Here is a 16,131-nt window from a genome sequence, read left to right as displayed (position 1 = left end):
CCGTCGGATCTAGTCGCCGATCGTGCCGTCGAGCATCTCGCGCAGGATATCCAGGTGGCCGTTGTGGCGGGCTGTCTCCTCGGTGAGGTGGAGGAGGATCCAGCGCAGGTCGACGTGGAGGCCGTTGCGGACGGCTCGCTGGGCCTGCTTGTCCAGGCCATTCCCGGTGACCAGTTCGCGGTAGCGGGCGCTCTGTTCCGCGTATTCGTCGAGCAACTGCGTGAGCGGGAAGTCTACGGCGACACGCATCTCGCGGTCGGGGTCCTCCTCGGTCCAGGGACCCCGGTCTTCCTCGCCGAGGAAGACCACCTGGAACCAGTAGTACTCGACCCAGCGGAGGTGGTTGATCACTCCGCTCATGGTCATCAGCGGTGAGCCCGGCAGGAGCGCCTTGCGTGCGTTCTCCGCCGAGACGCCATCGCACTTGGTGCGGGCAGTGTCACGTGCGTAGTCGAGAAACGTGGTGAGCTGGGTGCGCTCGTCCCACGCGGGCGGCGTGTCGTCGATTCTTGTCATCGCGCGAAGCGTCCCCGATCACCGCGCTCGATGTCGAGGTATTTAACGACGGGCCCAACCTCCCCCACCGAGCTCCTTGTCCGGTGGGTCGCTACCGCGATTCGCCGCCGGTGGGCCGCCCGGCACGATCCGCCGGACAGGCCCTAGTGACCTGAGTCAGAGGTTTGTCGTTAGTTGGGTATGAGTCGTCCTGGACCGAGGATTCCGCCGTTGTCGTTGACCGATGCCCAACGGGCTGTTCTGGAAGGGTGGTTACGGCGCCGGTCGACGGCGCAGGCCCTGGCGCAACGGGCACGGATCGTGTTGGTGTGTGCGGAAGGCCACTCCATCATGGAGGTGTCACGGCTGCTGAAAGTCGCACCGGACACCGTTCGTACCTGGCGCCGACGCTTCCTCGAGCACGGCCTGGACGGCTTGTGCGACGAGCCACGTCCGGGTGTTCCGCGGAAGATCAGCGACGCGGATGTCGAGCGCGTCATCGTCAAGACACTGCAGGAGACACCGAAGAACGCAACGCACTGGTCAACCCGGTCGATGGCGGCGGCAACCGGGATGTCCCAGTCGGCCGTCTCGCGGATCTGGCGGGCGTTCGCCCTGGCCCCCCACCGGTCGCAGACCTTCAAGCTGTCCACGGATCCGCACTTCATCGACAAGGTCCGTGACGTCGTCGGCCTCTACCTGGATCCGCCGGAGAAGGCTCTGGTGCTGTGTGTGGACGAGAAGTCACAGATCCAGGCACTGGACCGGTCCCAGCCGGTACTGCCGATGATGCCGGGGGTGCCCGAACGCCGCAGTCACGACTACGTCCGATCCGGCACCACAACCCTGTTCGCCGCACTGGAGGTGGCCACCGGGAAAGTCATCGGCTCCCTGCACCGACGGCACCGGGCCACCGAGTTCAAGAAGTTCCTGGCCAAGGTCGACAAGACGGTGCCGCCCACACTCGAGGTGCACCTGATCCTCGACAACTACGCGACCCACAAGACACCCAGTGTGAAGAAGTGGCTACTGGCCCACCCGCGGTTCCACCTGCACTTCACGCCTACGAGCGCCTCATGGCTGAACCTGGTGGAGCGGTGGTTCGGTGAACTCACTCAGAAGAGGCTCAAGCGTGGTGTTCACCGCTCCGTCCAGGCACTCGAACGCGACGTCCGGGCCTGGCTGGCCGACTGGAACAACCACCCCAAACCCTTCGTCTGGACGAAGACGGCCGACGAGATCCTCGACAAAGTCGCCGCCTACTGCCACCGAATCTCTGACTCAGGTCACTAGTACGCGCCGAACGACCAGAACAGGCCGACCTCGTCGTCCGATACGGCGACCAGGCCGACGTCGTCCAGGATGTCGAGTCCGCGGTAGTACTCCGAGGTGGCAAAGCCGTGGCTGCGGGTGTTCGCCAGGCCCGCGGTGACAAATTCCGCCGCCGGGTCGGCGGCCGCCGCCTCAGCATTGGTCCAGAAGCGGGTGTGAGGTCCGTAGCGGGCGAGCAGGCTGCGGGCGTCGGTCAGCACCGCCTCGCGGTCAGGGCGGGATCGTACGGGGGCAGGTTCCGACTGCCACTCCTCGGTCATGACGGCGAGCAGTCCCACCGCACTCTCGGGCGTGAGGGGATGGAGTTGACGGGGGAACTCGGAGACGGCCGGGGGATCGAACGGATAGGCGGGCTGGATCTGCCGGACTTCGTTGTCGCGGTCCCAGTCCAGCGCGGTCCAGCCGCGGGGGTCGCGGACCGTACGGTGCATCACGGCAAGGGCGTCCGAGGCCCAGTCCCCGTCGCTTCGCGGACCCGTCGCGACGAAGACGTAGACATCGCCGAGCAGGCGCAGAGCAGCCGCGTTCCAGAGATGGTCCTCGCGCGTTGACACCCCGCCACTGCAGAAGACCGGCTCGAAGAGCGAACTGCACCCACTGCCCTCACCTGTACGTACGGCCTCCTTCGCCAGGTTCTGCTCCTCCGTCACCGGGATCGCGGACTCTTCCTGCCACCTGGGTCCGGGATTCGGGAGACCGCCGTGCATCACTGGCCGTACAACGCACCCCTCCGCCCACTCCGCGTCCGCCGAGGATGCCGATTCCCGGTCCGGTGGTCGGCCCCGCCCGAACCGGTGCTCACATCGGCTCGATGACGTTCTTCCGCAGGTGCCCGTAGATCACTGAAGTGCGTACGTCTGCGAGTTCCTGTCGCTCGGTCAGCTTGTCCAGAACGACGGAGTGCAGCTGGTCGGTGTCGCGAACCGCGACGTGCAGCAGGAAGTCGTCGGTGCCTGTCAGCACGAAGACCGCGATCACCTCGGGCATGCGCGCCACGAAGGCTTTGAACTGCTCAATGACCACACGTGTCGGCGGCCGCACCCGAACGGCGATCATCGCTTGCAGCCCTCGGTCGAGCGAGGGGAGGTCGACCTCAGCGTGGTATCCGAGCAGCACACCGCGCTCGCGGAGGGCGCGCACTCGCTCCAGGCAGGTGGAGGGCGCGATTCCCAACTCGTCTGCCAGGTCCCGGTTGGTGCGCCGACCGTCTTGCTGCAGAAGCCGCAGCAACGCCGAATCTAGTTCGTCCATATTCCGCCACACCTCTCAGGATCCGAATTATCTTCGGCAAGCTTGCCATTCTTCCGGATTGTTTTCTAGCGTACTCGCCGTAATCCCGTTCATGATTCGCCTCTTTGTTGCGCGGTCAGGGCGGAGTCGGGGGTTCCGAGCGAGAGGGCATCAGCGGTGGAGGAACGGAAGACGAGGGCGTGGGCGATCTGTTCAGTCGTGGCGGCCGCGCTGTTGTGGAGCAGCTCGTACGCGGTGACCAAGGAGGTGCTGGCGGACGTCGGGCCGCTGACCATCGGGGCAATCCGCTTCACCATCGCCGCCGTACTGCTCGCGATCATGGCGCGGATGCGCCGCAACCCGGCCGCCCCGCCGGATGTCCGCCAGCGGCGGATGATCTACCTGAGCGGCCTGCTCGGCATCACGGCCTACTTCGTGCTGGAGAACATCGGCGTTGAGCTGTCGACGGCCTCGGACGCTTCCCTCATCGTGGCCACCTATCCGCTGATGACCATGCTTCTGGAGCTAGCGCTCCTCCGGACCAGGATGCCGCTGCTCAGGGTCGGCGGCGTGCTGCTCGCCACTCTGGGAGCCTTCCTGGTCGTACGCAACGGTGCAGAAGTCGGAGGCAGCGCACGCTGGTTCGGCGACGTGCTGCTCCTGCTCGGCGGGCTGATGTGGGCCGGATACAACGTGCTGGGCAAGTACGCGGGTCGAGGCCAGGACGCGGTGAACCTCACCTACCACCAGACAGTGGCCGGCGCCGCTGGCTTCCTGCTCGCCTCACTCCTGGAGATCGGCGAGTGGCGGATGCCGGACGCATCGGCCTCTGCGATGCTCACCTATCTGGCCGTGGCGTGTTCCGTCGGCGGTTTCCTCCTCTACAACTACGGCCTGCGCAGGATGACTTCGAGCGTCGCGGTCAACATCCTCAACCTGGTACCAGTGTTCGGCGTGCTCGGTGCCGTGGTGATCAACAAGGAGACACTCCGGCTCGCACAGGTCCTCGGTGGCGTGGTCATCGTCGCCGGTGTGGCCCTCGGGCTGGTCGAACGCCGAACAGTCGTCGAGAAGGCCGCGGTTCCTGAGCCGAGCCCGGTCACCGACCTGTCCCGTCTCGAACCATCTGGTCCGAGCGGCCAGCCGTCACCTGCGACGACCAGGTCAGATGAGACGCCAGTTACCGGGAATCCCAATTGATCTGGTCACGGGGTCGGTCAATCACCGGGCCAGATGTTGGACGGCTGGCAAATTGCCAAGAGCAGAACCGTGATCATCCGCGACACATGCTGTGGTCGGCTGATGACACCTGGGATCGGGTACTCCAACACGTCCAGGCCCGGGCAGACGCCGACGGGGACATCGACTGGAACATCAACGTCGACTCCACCTCGGTGCGTGCACACCAGCATGCCGCCGGAGCCCCGAAGAAGGCGCCGCCCGCACCGTCGGCCGCCTCAAAAGGGGCTACAGGAAGATCAGTTCACGTGCGCGCTCAATTGCGCTACCTGCTGGCGGAGTGGGTGCGGCAGGCGAAGGACTCGGCCGTTCCCGCGGCGGGCTGACCTGCAAACTCCACCTCGCCGCTGACGGCAGGTGCCGTCCACTGTCGTTGGTCATCACGCCAGGCCAGCAGGCGGACTGCACCCAGTTCGAGGCCGTGCTGGAGCAGATTCGGGTGCCCCGCACCGGATCGGGCCGCCCTCGCTGCACGCCCGACAGCCTGAGTGCCGACAAGGCGTACAGCAACCGCGCCATCCGCTCCTACCTACGCCGACGCAGCATCCGACACGTGATCCCGGAGAAGAAGGACCAGCATGCCGGACGCCGGCGCCGAGGCACGCAGGGCGGCCGGCCACCAGGTTTCAACTCCGTGCGGTACAAGAAGCGCAACACCGTGGAGCGGGCAAGCTGAAACAGTTCCGGGCCGTCGCTACCCGCTATGACAAGCGCGGATACGTCTACCTGGGCACCGTCACCGCGGCCGCAGTCATCATCTGGCTCCGGGCGTGAGCCGACCGGGGCTCACCCAACCTCGGCCATGACGATCATGGCCGTCTCAGTGTCAGCCTCCGCCAGGAGGGCGCCGCCCGGGGCCCACACCGAGGAACGGCCGCAGCCGGTCCACCCTCCTGCCGGCCCGACATGGTTGGCCAGCACGACGTACATGTTCGAGTCTTTGGCGATGCCCGGATAGACCGTCGCGAGTTCATCAACTCCACCGCCCGTGCCGTACAGCGAACTGGCCAGGTGCACCTGGCACCCGTCAGCAGACCCACGCGAAGTCAGGTCGGGAAAGTGGTTGTCGTTGCACGTAGCCAGCGCGAAGCGCACTCCTCCGAGCTCGAATCGTCCATCGTGCCGCCCTGACATGAACGCGTCCTGCTCATGCTCGAACAGGCGCTGCTTCTGGTAAGTGGTGAGCAGTTCACCGTCGGCCCCGAAGACCAGAGTCTCGATGGCAGGCCGTGGCCCCTCTGTGGCTGCAACGCAATTGACGACGGTGGCAATACCGCTCTCCCGGATCATGTCCAGGCGTGGGTCTTCTGCCTTCGCCCACAAACCCGGATCGGCGAGTACGACCTCAAGCTCGTACCCGGTCAAAGCCAGCTCCGGGAACACCACCAGCTCTGCATCCTGTGCGCGGGCTTTGCCAGCGAGGACGGTCATCTGTCGGACGTTGGCGGCCACATCAGCTGGAACGCAGGTGAACTGACCTGCTGCGATCTTCATGGAGTTTCATCCTGCCACTCCACGACCTTCCGGCTCACATAGGGTGCCCCAGCTATATCTCATGATCGGAGAGGCACTGCCTAACGCCCGGGGTGTAGCCCGGATCGTTGATGTTGCGGGGAGTGGTGCCGCACTGGCCTGGGTTGTCGTCACACCAGTTGCTCGGTAGCGACTTTGACGTGGTGGTCTGTGCCGGAACCTGAGGGGCCGCCTGCGCCGTTGGCGCAGCTATCGAAAATGCAAGCGCTGAGGTAAAGGCGGACGCACACACAAACACTGGGATTCGTCTACGCACAGTTCTGGTCATGATGACTGCGTCCTGTGGAGGCCCCCGAGTTCTGTTGATCCCCTATCTCTACCCTCCGCCCCTTGACACCTGTTGCCAACCGGAGCGGGAACGGGGTGCGGCGGCCAGATTGCGGCCGCGCGACCCCGCATTCGTCCACGTCGGCGGCTGCCACATGGCGGGCAAGCGCAGACGAGGCGTCGAGATTCCGCACTTCGCCCGAGCTGGCAGATTCCCAGCTCGCCGGCGTCGTCTCGTTGATCCCCAGGTCCTCCGCGACCTCGGGGACCGGCTTCCCGGCCTCCGTCACGATGCGTACCGCCCCCTCACGAAACTCCGCCGTGAACACTCGACGCTTCTCCGCCATGACAACCAACATCCCCTGCTGTCACGGACTCCACGCTACGAGGGGAACCTCAGCAGGACGTCTCCCTCGCGGTACCCGAACCGCGTCCTCGCACGTCGGGGAGCGGGGACACACGAGCGGTACCGACCGGGCGTGCTTGGATGGACCCGTGGCCCAGACAATCGATACACCGTTCGTCGGCCGGGCAGACGAGCTCACCCGGCTCACCGGCGTGCTGGAGCGGGCCGCGGTCGGCGACCCGCGCGCCGTCCTCGTGGCCGGGGACGCTGGCGTCGGTAAGACCCGCACGCTGACGGTGGCTGCGGCGCACGCCGCAGGCACCGGCATGACCGTCTTGACCGGCCGCTGCGTGGACCTCGGGGACGTCGGCCTGCCATACCTCCCGTTCACGGAGATCCTCGGCGCTGCGGCCGCCGACGAGCGGTTTGCCCCGGCCTTCGCCGCGTACCCGGCGGTGGAGCGCCTGATCGGCACGGATGCGGCTGCCGGCCCCGCGGCCGACGCAGGCAGCCGCCTCCAGCTCTTTGAGGGCATCGCTGGACTCCTCGCCGACCTGACGGCCCTGGCCCCGCTTCTCCTGGTCATTGAGGACCTCCACTGGGCGGACCAGTCTTCTCGCGACCTGCTCCGCTTTCTGCTCAGCCGGGGTGTCCTGCAGCGGCCCACGCCTGGCGGCCCGCGCCACCGGCTCGCGGTCTTCGCCTCGTACCGCGCGGACGATCTGCACCGCCGTCACCCGCTGCGGCCTCTGCTCGCCGAGTTGGTCAGGCTGCCCGCCGTCGACCGGCTGGAACTGCACCCGCTGGCTGACGCGGACGTGGCCCGGCTCGTGTACGCGCAACGCACCGGCCCTGTCTCCGACAGCACGGTTCGCCGCATCGTCGACCGCGCCGAGGGAAACGCCTTCTACGCCGAGGAGTTGCTCGCCGCGCTGCCCGAGGACGACGAGGGCGCGGACTCAGCCGCGCTGCCCAGCGGCCTGGCCGACGTCCTGCTCATCCGGATCGAGCAGCTGACCGAGACTGCCCAGCAGGTCCTGCGCACGGCGGCTGTGGCGGGGCGCCGGGTCGGGCACGACCTGCTGCGTGGCGCCGTGCAACTGCCGCAGGAGGAGCTGGAGTCGGCGCTGCGCGAGGCGGTCGGTCACCAGCTGCTGGTGACCGACGACGACGCGACGTACTCTTTCCGGCACGCTCTCACCCGCGAGGCCGTGTACGCGGATCTGTTGCCCGGCGAACGGGTCAGGCTGCACGGGGTGTTCGCGGCGCTCCTCGCTGGCGAGGGCCGTTCGACGAACAGTGCGGCGGAGCGGGCCCATCACTCACGCGCGAGCCACGACCTGGCCGACGCGCTGGCAGCCTCCCTCGAAGCCGCCGACCATGCACAGCGCCTCCGCGCACCCGCCGAAGAACTGCGGCACCTGGAGACCGCGCTCGAACTGTGGGCCGTGGTGGACGCCTCCGCGCACCCCGAGCACAGCGACCCCGTCACTCTCACCCTGCGTGCCTCGGCCGCCGCCGCACACGCCGGCGAACCCCATCGCGCGGTCCAGCTCACTCGCTCCGCGCTCGCGCGGGCGGGCTCGGAGGCCGACTCCGAACTTGCCGCCCGGGTGCGCTACACCCTCGCGGGCAACCTGATGCGGATCGACAATCTTCAGGCTGCGTTCGCGTACAGCAGCGAGGCGCTCGGGCTGATCCCGGCCGAGCCGCCCTCGCGCACCTGGGTGTGGGCGGCCGCGACGCACGTCATGGCGGCCCGTTACGTGGGCCGTGACGAGGACGCCGAACGTGTCGCCCGCCAGGCCCTGGACATCGCCGAGGGGCTCCGACTTGCTGACGCCCAGGCCGATTTGGTGATATCGCTGGTCGGTCTCGAGGCGCACAACCGGCGTACTCCGCAGGGTCGGGAGCAGCTCCTCAGAGCCCGTGAGCTGGCCCGCACCGCCGGGAATCTCCAGGTGGAGATGCGGGCGCTGTACAACCTGGCGATCGGTTGCTACGAGTGCGGCGAAATGGACCCGTGCCTGACCTGGATCAGCGACGGACTCGACCGCGCCCGCCGTGCCGGCCTCCTCTCCTCGCCGTACGCCGTGGAGTTGCGCTATCTGCAATCCCTGCTGCTCTACACGCTGGGCCGCTGGGACGAGTGCACGCGAACGGCCGCCGACGACGTCACCCTCCTCACGGCCACGTCCGGGTTCGCGACCGCACCCGCGCTGTACGTCGCCCTGGCGCGCGGCGAGTTCGACGTGGCGGTCGGTGGCTCCCGTGCACTGCTCGACGGCCCCCCGGACTGGATGGCCTCGCTCGTCGCGAGCATCGTGCTGACCGACGCCGCGGCGCTGCGCGGTGACGCCGAGGACTGTGTACGGCAGATGGGCACCGCGGTCGACGCACTCACGGAGGGCTCGGGCTCCGACAGGCCCGACGCCGTGGTCCGGCTGGCCGCGCTCACCTTGTCGGCCGTCGCGGACGCGGCGGAGGAGTCCCGACTGGCTGGCGACGCGCCGCGCACCAGTCGCTGGACGGACAGCGCGGCCGAGCTCGTGGAGCTGGCCCGGACCACGGCGGCCCACGGCGAAGACGGCACTGAGCAGGGACCCGAGGGCCTGGCCTGGCTGGCCCGCGCCCAAGCCGAGGGAGTACGCGCCGCCACCGGCCCGGACGTCGCCGCCTGGGAGCGGGCCGTGACCGCGTTCGGCTACGGCGAACCATACGAACTCGCCCGGTGCCGACGGCGGCTCGCGGAGGCCCTGCTCGCCGCCGGCCGCCGCGAAGAGGCGGCCGAGCAGGCACATGCGGCCCGGGACACGGCCGTGCGGCTCGGCGCCGTCCCGCTGCGCGAGGCGCTCGACACCTTGGTACGACGCGGCCGTCTCGCCAAAGCACCGGCCGCCGGGGAGATCGCCGACCTGACCGCCCGGGAGAGCGAGGTGCTGCGGCTGCTCGGCCGGGGGCGCACCAACCGCCAGATCGGCGAAGAGTTGTACATCAGCGGCAAGACGGCAAGCGTCCACGTCTCCAACATCCTCGCCAAGCTGGGTGCCGCGAGCCGTACCGAGGCCGTCGGCATCGCATACCGCGAGGGCCTGATCGAGCCGGAGACCAGCGCGTCGGGCTGAGTAGCCACAGCGCGATGCGCGATGCCCGGTCCAGCCCCACGCACATCCGGGCCGCCTGGGCGGGACCGGGAACGTCGAGGAGGCGTCCAAGGCGTTTGGATACTCACGAGCAAAGGGCCACGACCTGGTTCACCAGGGGCAGTTCCCGTGCTGTGTGCTCCGCAACGGCCGCAGCACTCGAGTCATCACGCCGACGTCTTTCAGCGCGTCATTCTCGAGGTCGACGAACTCATGCGCGCCACAACACGGCCGCCAAGTGCACCACCAACGCCATGCACACGACGACGTGGGGCGCTTCCGACAAGTGACGGACACAGTCCGCGGCGTGGTCGTCACGCTCGGCGCCACCGAGGCCATACATGGGACTCCGATCCCCGCATTGTGTGGTTCTCGACGACCACCGATCGCATCAAGGTGGGGCACCTACGCCGCGACCTGCGAGCGGCGCTGCATGTGCAGGGCGGCGATGTGTGGGGCACTACACCATCGACGCGCGTATATGACTATTTGGGTCGAATGAGAAATTGATCTGTATTTCCTAAGAGCTGGTGTTCTGCGGTGATTTGTCAGTGTCGGAGGGTGAGGATCAGTGCGTGCCCGGCCACAAGGTCCGGGCAGTGCCGGGGCATCAGCCACGGTTCGTACGGAAAGGTCTGAACATGATCAACGGATTGAAGAGGGCCGCGGCCCTGGGGGCGGCGACGGTGGCCCTGGCCGCGGGCGCGGTCGTCGGCACGGGCGGCACCGCGTCGGCCGCTCCTCAGGACCATCGGCCGCCGGTGGCGTCGCACCACTGCGTGAAGGTAGCCGGCCACTGGGCACGGCAGTGGCACCCAGCGTTCCGGGATCGGCATCACCGCTGGCACCCCGGCCAGTGGACCCGCGTCTGGCAACCCGCCCATCAGGAGTGCCACCGCCACCCCCGTAGCTGACACCAGGCACCCGCCCATAGGGGTGGCGGCGATCCGAACCGGAACCGGCCCCGACGCGCCCTCAAGGGCGTGCCGGGGCCGGTTCGTCATGCCTCACCCGCTCTTCGGGCTGTGCGTGCCGGAACCGCGCCTGGCCTGCGAGGCGGCGTGTCGGCTCTCATGGCACGAGGGTGTCCCGGTCAGCGGTCTCCCTGATAGGCGTTCCAAGCAAGCAGATCGACGGGCAGTCGGGCGAGCGCGAGCGATTCTCCTCGGCGATCCTGCCGCACTGGTGCCGCAAGCCCCCGAACATCAGCGAGGTGCTGCCTCTGCTCTACCTGCACGGCCTGTCATAAAACCCTCCACGTGCTGGTCGATCCGCAAGCTCGCCGACCATCTGCGGCGTAATTTGGGTGAGCGCTATGAGCAGGTGGTCGGCGCGGGCCGCCCGGCGAACCGGTCGGACAGCCAGCTGACCGCAGCGGGTAGGCCGGCGGTTTCGCCGGCGATGTGATCTGCGGGTACGACGGTGAAGACCGTGCGGACGCCTGCGGTGCACCAAGCTTGGTTCAGGGCGCGAGCTTGGCCGATAGGAATGATTTCGTCTAGGGCGCCGTGGTATTGCAGCACGGGTACGGTCGGTGCCGGCCGGGTGATCAGGTTGTTCTGCGCGTACACGGAGGCGACACCGGGTTGTGCGTCGAACTGCTGAATCGTCGCGCCCGTCGAGTAGTCGCTGAACTTCTTCAAGGGGTAACCGGCGAGGGTCTGCACGACGCATTGGGTTTTCAATGACGCCTCGGTGGCCTTGCCTGCAGCGCTGAGGGAGTCATCCAGTGGGAACTGGCCGGGGTAGGCCTGCTGGAGGCCGATCAGCGCGTAGAGCTGCAGGCCCTCGCCGGTGACACTGCCGTCCAGGGATTCGGCCACGTTCCGGACGTCCGCCGGCACACCGCCGGACACATCGGTGATCAGCTTGAGGTCCGCAGCATAGGAAGGGGCCAGCGACGCCGCCCAGCCTGACGCGCCGCCACCCTGCGAGTAGCCCATCGTGGCCCAAGGGGTTGCCGCCGAGACGCCCGTCCCGGGGATCGAGGCAGCCGCGCGGGCCATGTCCAGGACGGTGTGCGCCTCGGAGACTCCGGCAACATAGGTGGGGGTGGAACCGGTGGTGTAACCCTCGTAGTCGCTGACAACGACACCCCAGCCCTTCGCCAGCAGCGCCGCGACCGGTTCGAGTTCCTGTTCAGTGCCGGCGACGAACTGTTTGGACGGCGCGCACTGTTGCCCCAGACCCTGGGTGCCGACCGCGAGATCCACCCACGGCCGGGACCCGGCACCGAGCCACGGCAGCGTCGGTTTAAATACCGTGCCGGTGACCGCGATGTCGGCGTTCTGGGCGTTGCGGGAGTGGTACATCACCGTAGTGGCAGTTGCGGTCACCGCGGTCGCGACAACCGTCGCGGGCTGGGTCCGGATGACCGCGCCAGGTTCACCGGCCGGCAGTGGCGACGGCGCCTGGTAGAAGTCTGCTGGCGCGGCAGCCTTGGCAGGCGCGGCGGAAACCGCGGCAGGAGATAGGACCGCCGCTGCCAGCGTGGCAATGCCGATCAAGCCGGTGACAACAGAACGACGCACCGCAACCCCATTCCATAAGGCGAGCTTGTCCCGGTTTCCCGGGCGGTTCTCGTGTAACGGTCACGCCGCGCGTGCGGTCGTTGTGTGGTGCATCCTCTCGTCATCCTCCGGGATGGGAGGAGGACCAGCACGACGATCACCAGAAAGGCTGATGTCGCGTAGGCGGCCTGGCCGCGTTCAAGCCGAGCTGCCGCGCCGGACGCATGGCGACATCACGGCCATTCGTGGCCTCTCCTCGGGAACACTTGCTGAGGTTCGACCTATCAGGACGTGAAAAGCGGCGGTCAGGATGGCGGCGACCGAGGCGTCCGCCAAGTCGAGGCGGTGTGTCTGGTTACGGTGCACCAGCACGCCGGTGTCGGTGTCCACGCCAGCCGAGTACGCGCGGCCGGGGCACGTCGATGATGCGGTCGTGGACGAGATCGCGACCTGGCTGACCGACGGCAGATGATCTCAGCACCCATTCCGGGCCAGGTTTTGCCCGCCAGTCAGTGTTCTATCTAGTACCAGTGCTGCCAGAGGGTCATCCGCCGACCAGCATGAGGGCGGACTCGTTGAAAGCACGGACACGGGCGGTGGCGGCGTCGGCGCGCCATTGGAGGGCCCACTCCAGTGGTGGGGCGTCGCTGAACGGGACGTAAGTGACGTCGGGGCGGGCGTAGTAGCGGCGGACCTGCGCGCCGACGGTGAAGGCGCCCTGACCGGCGCCAATGAGGGTGAGCATCTCGTTGAACGTCGCGGTCGCGGGGCCGTGCTCGATCGGGTGTCCGGCCGGTGTGGCGGAAGGCGTGCAATTCCGCTGCAGGGAGTCCGGCACGTTTTCGGGCAGTCGCAGGAGTCTCACCTGGGCAAGATCCTCCAGGGACAGCGACTCGCGACGGGCGAAGGGATGTCCCGAGGGAACGGCCAGCATGCGTGCCTCGCGCACGAGTACCGGGCCGCAGACGAGTCCGGGTTCGTCCACGGGGTGGTGGGTCAGGGCGATGTCGACCTCGCCATCGCGGAGCCAGGGGAAGACGTCGGCCATCTGCGCCTCGCGCAGTCGTACCTCACAGCCGGGATCGCGCCTGCGGAACAACTCGGCGGCTCCTGCCAGGAGCTGGCCACCGGCGGCGCCGACGAACGCGACGCGCAGTGTTCCGGTGACGCCGCGGCCGGCATCGACCGCCCGCTCGAAGGCGGCGGCGATCTTGATCCAGGCCGGCCGGAGCTCCTCCTCCAACTGTCGGCCGACCGCGGTCAGTTCCACGCGGCGGCTGGTGCGGTTGAACAGCGGGACCCCGACACGGCGTTCCAATTTCGCGATGGTCTGGCTGACCCGGGTGGTGGACAGGTGCAGACGCTCGGCGGTCCGGCCGAAATGCAGTTCCTCGGCAAGGGCGAGAAAGGCGTCCAGTTCGTGTCGTTCCAACATCGCGCCCCCCTGCACCGTGAATCCGGACTTCACGATCGTTGCACAGGTCGGCGTTGATCGGACCGCTGCGCCCAGCGAGGGTTGATGCAGCTCGCACGCCCAACTGACCTGCATGGGAGCATGCAATGTACGTAACCGAGGCGCACGCCCTTTCTGCCCCGGCCGCCGAGACCGAGAAGGTTGTCGCGGAGCTGCGCGACCGTACGGAGATCCTCGACGCGCTGTACCGGTTCGGCCTGGGCCAGGACCTGAAGGATCCGCAACTGTTTGCCTCCGCCTTCGCCGCCGACGCCGAGCTGGACTTTGCCCCGGCGGCAGCGAAGTGGGGAGGCAAACCGGCGCTGATGGTCGGCCGGGACACGATCGTCACCACGATCCTCGGTCTGTTCGCCGGACGGGTGGACACCACCCACCAAGTCACCAATGCGCGGATCGCCGTCGACGGCGCCACCGCGCGTCTGACCGCGCTGGTGGAGGCCCAGCACCTGCTCGTTGCCGACCGCCGAACCTTCGCCCTGCTGAAGAACCCTTACGCCGTCGATCTGGTCCGCGACGGCGACCGCTGGGTGATCCGCAGGATGCGCATCGACAACGCCTGGTTCACCGGCGACCCCACCACGATCTTCGCCGCCTGACCATCGAACGGGAGGAACCTGATGACGACGGCCCTTGCCCGGTCAACGAACACCGGCGACTCGCACAAGGAAGGAACACGAGACGTGGCAGGCACCGGTACACCGCTGGTTCGGGAGGCGACCGCGGAAGACTGGCCCGCGATGTGGGCGTTCATGGAAGGCATCGTGCGGGCCGGTGAGACCTTTTCCTGGGATCGCGAAACCACCCAGGAGCAGGCGCGGGTGATGTGGTTCCCGCAGCCGCCCGGGCACACGTTCGTCGCCGTGGGCAGCGGTGGCGAGATCCTCGGGACCGCCAACAGCGTCCGCAACCATCGCGGGGGCGCCTCGCACATCGCAAGTGCCAGCTTCATGGTGGATCCGGCGCACTCCGGGCGGGGCGTTGGACGGGCGCTCGGGGAACACGTCCTCGAGCAGGCGCGGCACGACGGGTTCCGGGCCATGCAGTTCAACGCCGTCGTGGAGACCAATACGCGGGCGGTCGCCCTCTGGCGCTCGCTCGGCCTCAAGGTGGTGGGGACCCTCCCGGAAGGCTTCCGCCATCCGGTGCACGGATACGTGGGTCTGCACATCATGCACCGGGCACTCTGAGCACGCCCGTGTACTCCGACCAGGCCAGACCGGGCTCCGGGGCCCGGCGGCCACCACCACCGAAGCTATGCCTTCGCGGGCTGTCTCGCCTTCCCGGACTGCACCCGGTGCGGAACCCGGCGCGCAGTCTCAACTCATTCCTCGTCGCTGTCCTGATCGCCGAGTTGGAGGGTGACTGGTTCGCCCAGCGGCCGCTATCCCTGGAAGGGGCACGACATGAAGATCGCAGCGACCGGCGGACGGCCTGTGCTGACCCGTCGCTCCGAGGCCGAGACCTGGGTCCTTCAGGCGTACGACGCCGCGCACCAGGCGCCGGTCCGGAAGGCCAGCTGACCATGGCCGCCGACGACGCGTTAGCCCTGACGGGTTTCTGGACGGAGAGGCCTTGCCCGGCGACCTGCAAGGCAGCACGGATCGGTTCCGCCTCGCCGTCTCCCCCAGCGCACGAACGAGATGATCCTGCCGTGCAACGTCGCCGACTCGGCCTCACCACCGCCCACCTCAACCACCAGCCAGAGGACGTGCGAGAGGAAAACCTCCTCGCCGCCCGCGCGGCCGCCGCCGGGCAGCTCGGACTCCTCCCCCAGACCGCGCTCGTCCGCACCCAGCCGATCACTGTGCTTCGGGGAGCAAGCGGCACGGTAGGGCTCGCTCCGTGGCTCCGTCTTCCCCATCCGGCTCGACCTGATACAGGTGGGTCTGCGGCGTGCGGGTCACCGTTTCGGTCAGGAGGCCGTCCGTGAAGAGGGCGCCGACACCGTCCTCCAGCGCCCACCCGGCGGGGAGCGCGCCGGTGGCTACGGCTGCTTGGTAGGAGGAGCGGCGGCCCGGTTCACTGTCGTAGTGCGGGCAGACCGAGCCGGACAGCAGGCCCAGCCCGTCCGGCAGAAACGTCAGCGGCCCGAAGGAGTCAGTATGCGAACCTTCGGCCCAGCAGTTGGCGCCAGCGCTGATACCGCACAGCAACGTGCCGCGATCGTAGGCCTCGCACAGTAGCCGGTCCACACCGTGCGCACGCCAGACTGCCAGCAAGTTCGCGGTGTTGCCGCCCCCTACATACACGACGTCTTGAGAGAGCAGAAACCTGCGCAACGCGGCGTCATCGAGCTCCCTCCGGAACAGTGGCAAGACACTGGGCTCACAGGCGCGTGACTGGAACGCGGAGAGAAATCGGTCGAGGTAGGCGGGGGCATCACCGCTGGCCGTGGGCACAAAGCACACCTTGGGCCGAGAAGCGCGTGCGTGACCAAGCACCCAGTCGTCCAACAGGCCATCGTCGTCCATGGAGAAGCCACCCCCGAGGAGAGCCAGACGATGCACGGGAACGACAGCCACGGAAGCGCCTCCTCAGCACGCGGGCCCACCAGAGCGGACG

The 16,131-nt window shown here is 67.9% G+C and carries 14 protein-coding genes and 3 pseudogenes; 9 read left to right on the top strand and 8 right to left on the bottom strand.

All coding sequences use genetic code 11. The features are described 5' to 3' along the window. Positions 1-9 precede the first annotated feature (9 nt). Entirely contained in the window at positions 10-516 is a 507-nt protein-coding gene (locus OG574_RS46580; RefSeq protein ID WP_326778231.1) for a DinB family protein, read from the bottom strand. 180 nt (positions 517-696) lie between these two features. Between OG574_RS46580 and OG574_RS46575 the strand changes: the two genes are divergently transcribed. Further along, positions 697-1,788: an IS630 family transposase gene (locus tag OG574_RS46575; protein WP_326778230.1), complete on the top strand. Its 1,092-nt coding sequence runs from the start codon at positions 697-699 to the stop codon at positions 1,786-1,788. Here OG574_RS46575 and OG574_RS46570 read toward each other — a convergent pair. Together OG574_RS46570 and OG574_RS46565 are read right to left on the bottom strand one after the other, a co-directional pair. Next, positions 1,785-2,477, bottom strand: a complete 693-nt coding sequence (locus OG574_RS46570; RefSeq protein WP_326778229.1) for a hypothetical protein — start codon at positions 2,475-2,477, stop codon at positions 1,785-1,787. The genes OG574_RS46575 and OG574_RS46570 overlap by 4 nt on opposite strands. 148 nt (positions 2,478-2,625) lie before the next feature. Then, on the bottom strand, positions 2,626-3,078 hold the full coding sequence (locus OG574_RS46565; protein WP_326778228.1) for an Lrp/AsnC family transcriptional regulator: 453 nt from the start codon (positions 3,076-3,078) through the stop codon (positions 2,626-2,628). Positions 3,079-3,234: 156 nt separating this feature from the next. Between OG574_RS46565 and OG574_RS46560 the strand changes: the two genes are divergently transcribed. Next, positions 3,235-4,257: a DMT family transporter gene (locus OG574_RS46560; RefSeq protein ID WP_326778227.1), complete on the top strand. Its 1,023-nt coding sequence runs from the start codon at positions 3,235-3,237 to the stop codon at positions 4,255-4,257. A gap of 92 nt (positions 4,258-4,349) precedes the next feature. Further along, a pseudogene (locus OG574_RS46555) lies at positions 4,350-5,070 on the top strand (IS5 family transposase); the annotation flags it as partial. Positions 5,071-5,082: 12 nt separating this feature from the next. Here the strand turns inward: OG574_RS46555 and OG574_RS46550 are convergent. Both OG574_RS46550 and OG574_RS46545 read right to left on the bottom strand, forming a co-directional pair. Continuing rightward, the gene (locus OG574_RS46550; protein ID WP_326778226.1) at positions 5,083-5,790 is read right to left on the bottom strand and encodes a carbon-nitrogen hydrolase family protein; all 708 of its coding nucleotides are present in this window, start codon (positions 5,788-5,790) and stop codon (positions 5,083-5,085) included. Positions 5,791-6,077: 287 nt separating this feature from the next. Beyond that, entirely contained in the window at positions 6,078-6,443 is a 366-nt protein-coding gene (locus OG574_RS46545) for a transposase (protein WP_326778225.1), read from the bottom strand. A gap of 148 nt (positions 6,444-6,591) precedes the next feature. Between OG574_RS46545 and OG574_RS46540 the strand changes: the two genes are divergently transcribed. The 4 genes and pseudogenes from OG574_RS46540 to OG574_RS46525 all read left to right on the top strand — a co-directional run. Continuing rightward, a complete protein-coding gene (locus OG574_RS46540; protein ID WP_326778224.1) occupies positions 6,592-9,567 on the top strand; it encodes a helix-turn-helix transcriptional regulator in 2,976 nt (991 codons plus the stop codon). 360 nt (positions 9,568-9,927) lie between these two features. Continuing rightward, positions 9,928-10,041 (top strand): annotated as a pseudogene (locus OG574_RS46535) (PPOX class F420-dependent oxidoreductase); the annotation flags it as partial. Positions 10,042-10,226: 185 nt separating this feature from the next. Next, a complete protein-coding gene (locus tag OG574_RS46530) occupies positions 10,227-10,499 on the top strand; it encodes a hypothetical protein (protein WP_326778223.1) in 273 nt (90 codons plus the stop codon). Between the two features lie 200 nt (positions 10,500-10,699). Then, a pseudogene (locus tag OG574_RS46525) lies at positions 10,700-10,831 on the top strand (IS256 family transposase); the annotation flags it as partial. Positions 10,832-10,898: 67 nt separating this feature from the next. Here OG574_RS46525 and OG574_RS46520 read toward each other — a convergent pair. Beyond that, the gene (locus OG574_RS46520; protein WP_326778222.1) at positions 10,899-12,092 is read right to left on the bottom strand and encodes a lipase family protein; all 1,194 of its coding nucleotides are present in this window, start codon (positions 12,090-12,092) and stop codon (positions 10,899-10,901) included. Positions 12,093-12,639: 547 nt separating this feature from the next. After that, positions 12,640-13,530, bottom strand: coding sequence for a LysR family transcriptional regulator (locus OG574_RS46515; protein WP_326778221.1), 891 nt, complete (start codon positions 13,528-13,530; stop codon positions 12,640-12,642). A gap of 125 nt (positions 13,531-13,655) precedes the next feature. Here OG574_RS46515 and OG574_RS46510 point away from each other — a divergent pair, with 125 nt between their 5' ends. After that, the gene (locus OG574_RS46510; RefSeq protein WP_326778220.1) at positions 13,656-14,165 is read left to right on the top strand and encodes a nuclear transport factor 2 family protein; all 510 of its coding nucleotides are present in this window, start codon (positions 13,656-13,658) and stop codon (positions 14,163-14,165) included. An 84-nt stretch (positions 14,166-14,249) separates the two neighbouring features. Continuing rightward, positions 14,250-14,756: a GNAT family N-acetyltransferase gene (locus OG574_RS46505; protein ID WP_326778219.1), complete on the top strand. Its 507-nt coding sequence runs from the start codon at positions 14,250-14,252 to the stop codon at positions 14,754-14,756. Positions 14,757-15,368: 612 nt separating this feature from the next. Here OG574_RS46505 and OG574_RS46500 read toward each other — a convergent pair. After that, entirely contained in the window at positions 15,369-16,040 is a 672-nt protein-coding gene (locus tag OG574_RS46500; protein ID WP_326778838.1) for a peptidase E, read from the bottom strand. Positions 16,041-16,131 lie beyond the last annotated feature (91 nt).

This window comes from Streptomyces sp. NBC_01445, from assembly GCF_035918235.1.
GTDB lineage: Bacteria > Actinomycetota > Actinomycetes > Streptomycetales > Streptomycetaceae > Streptomyces.
Note: the sequence above shows the minus strand (reverse complement) of the source record. Positions and strands in the feature narration are given on the sequence as shown.

Bases quoted from the DNA above. Each gene is read 5' to 3' on its own strand.
- OG574_RS46545 (WP_326778225.1), bottom strand. From the start codon at position 6,443: ATGGCGGAGAAGCGTCGAGTGTTCACGGCGGAGTTTCGTGAGGGGGCG.
- OG574_RS46515 (WP_326778221.1), bottom strand. From the start codon at position 13,530: ATGTTGGAACGACACGAACTGGACGCCTTTCTCGCCCTTGCCGAGGAA.
- OG574_RS46575 (WP_326778230.1), top strand. From the start codon at position 697: ATGAGTCGTCCTGGACCGAGGATTCCGCCGTTGTCGTTGACCGATGCC.
- OG574_RS46530 (WP_326778223.1), top strand. From the start codon at position 10,227: ATGATCAACGGATTGAAGAGGGCCGCGGCCCTGGGGGCGGCGACGGTG.
- OG574_RS46550 (WP_326778226.1), bottom strand. From the start codon at position 5,790: ATGAAGATCGCAGCAGGTCAGTTCACCTGCGTTCCAGCTGATGTGGCC.
- OG574_RS46580 (WP_326778231.1), bottom strand. From the start codon at position 516: ATGACAAGAATCGACGACACGCCGCCCGCGTGGGACGAGCGCACCCAG.
- OG574_RS46565 (WP_326778228.1), bottom strand. From the start codon at position 3,078: ATGGACGAACTAGATTCGGCGTTGCTGCGGCTTCTGCAGCAAGACGGT.
- OG574_RS46510 (WP_326778220.1), top strand. From the start codon at position 13,656: ATGTACGTAACCGAGGCGCACGCCCTTTCTGCCCCGGCCGCCGAGACC.
- OG574_RS46500 (WP_326778838.1), bottom strand. From the start codon at position 16,040: ATGGACGACGATGGCCTGTTGGACGACTGGGTGCTTGGTCACGCACGC.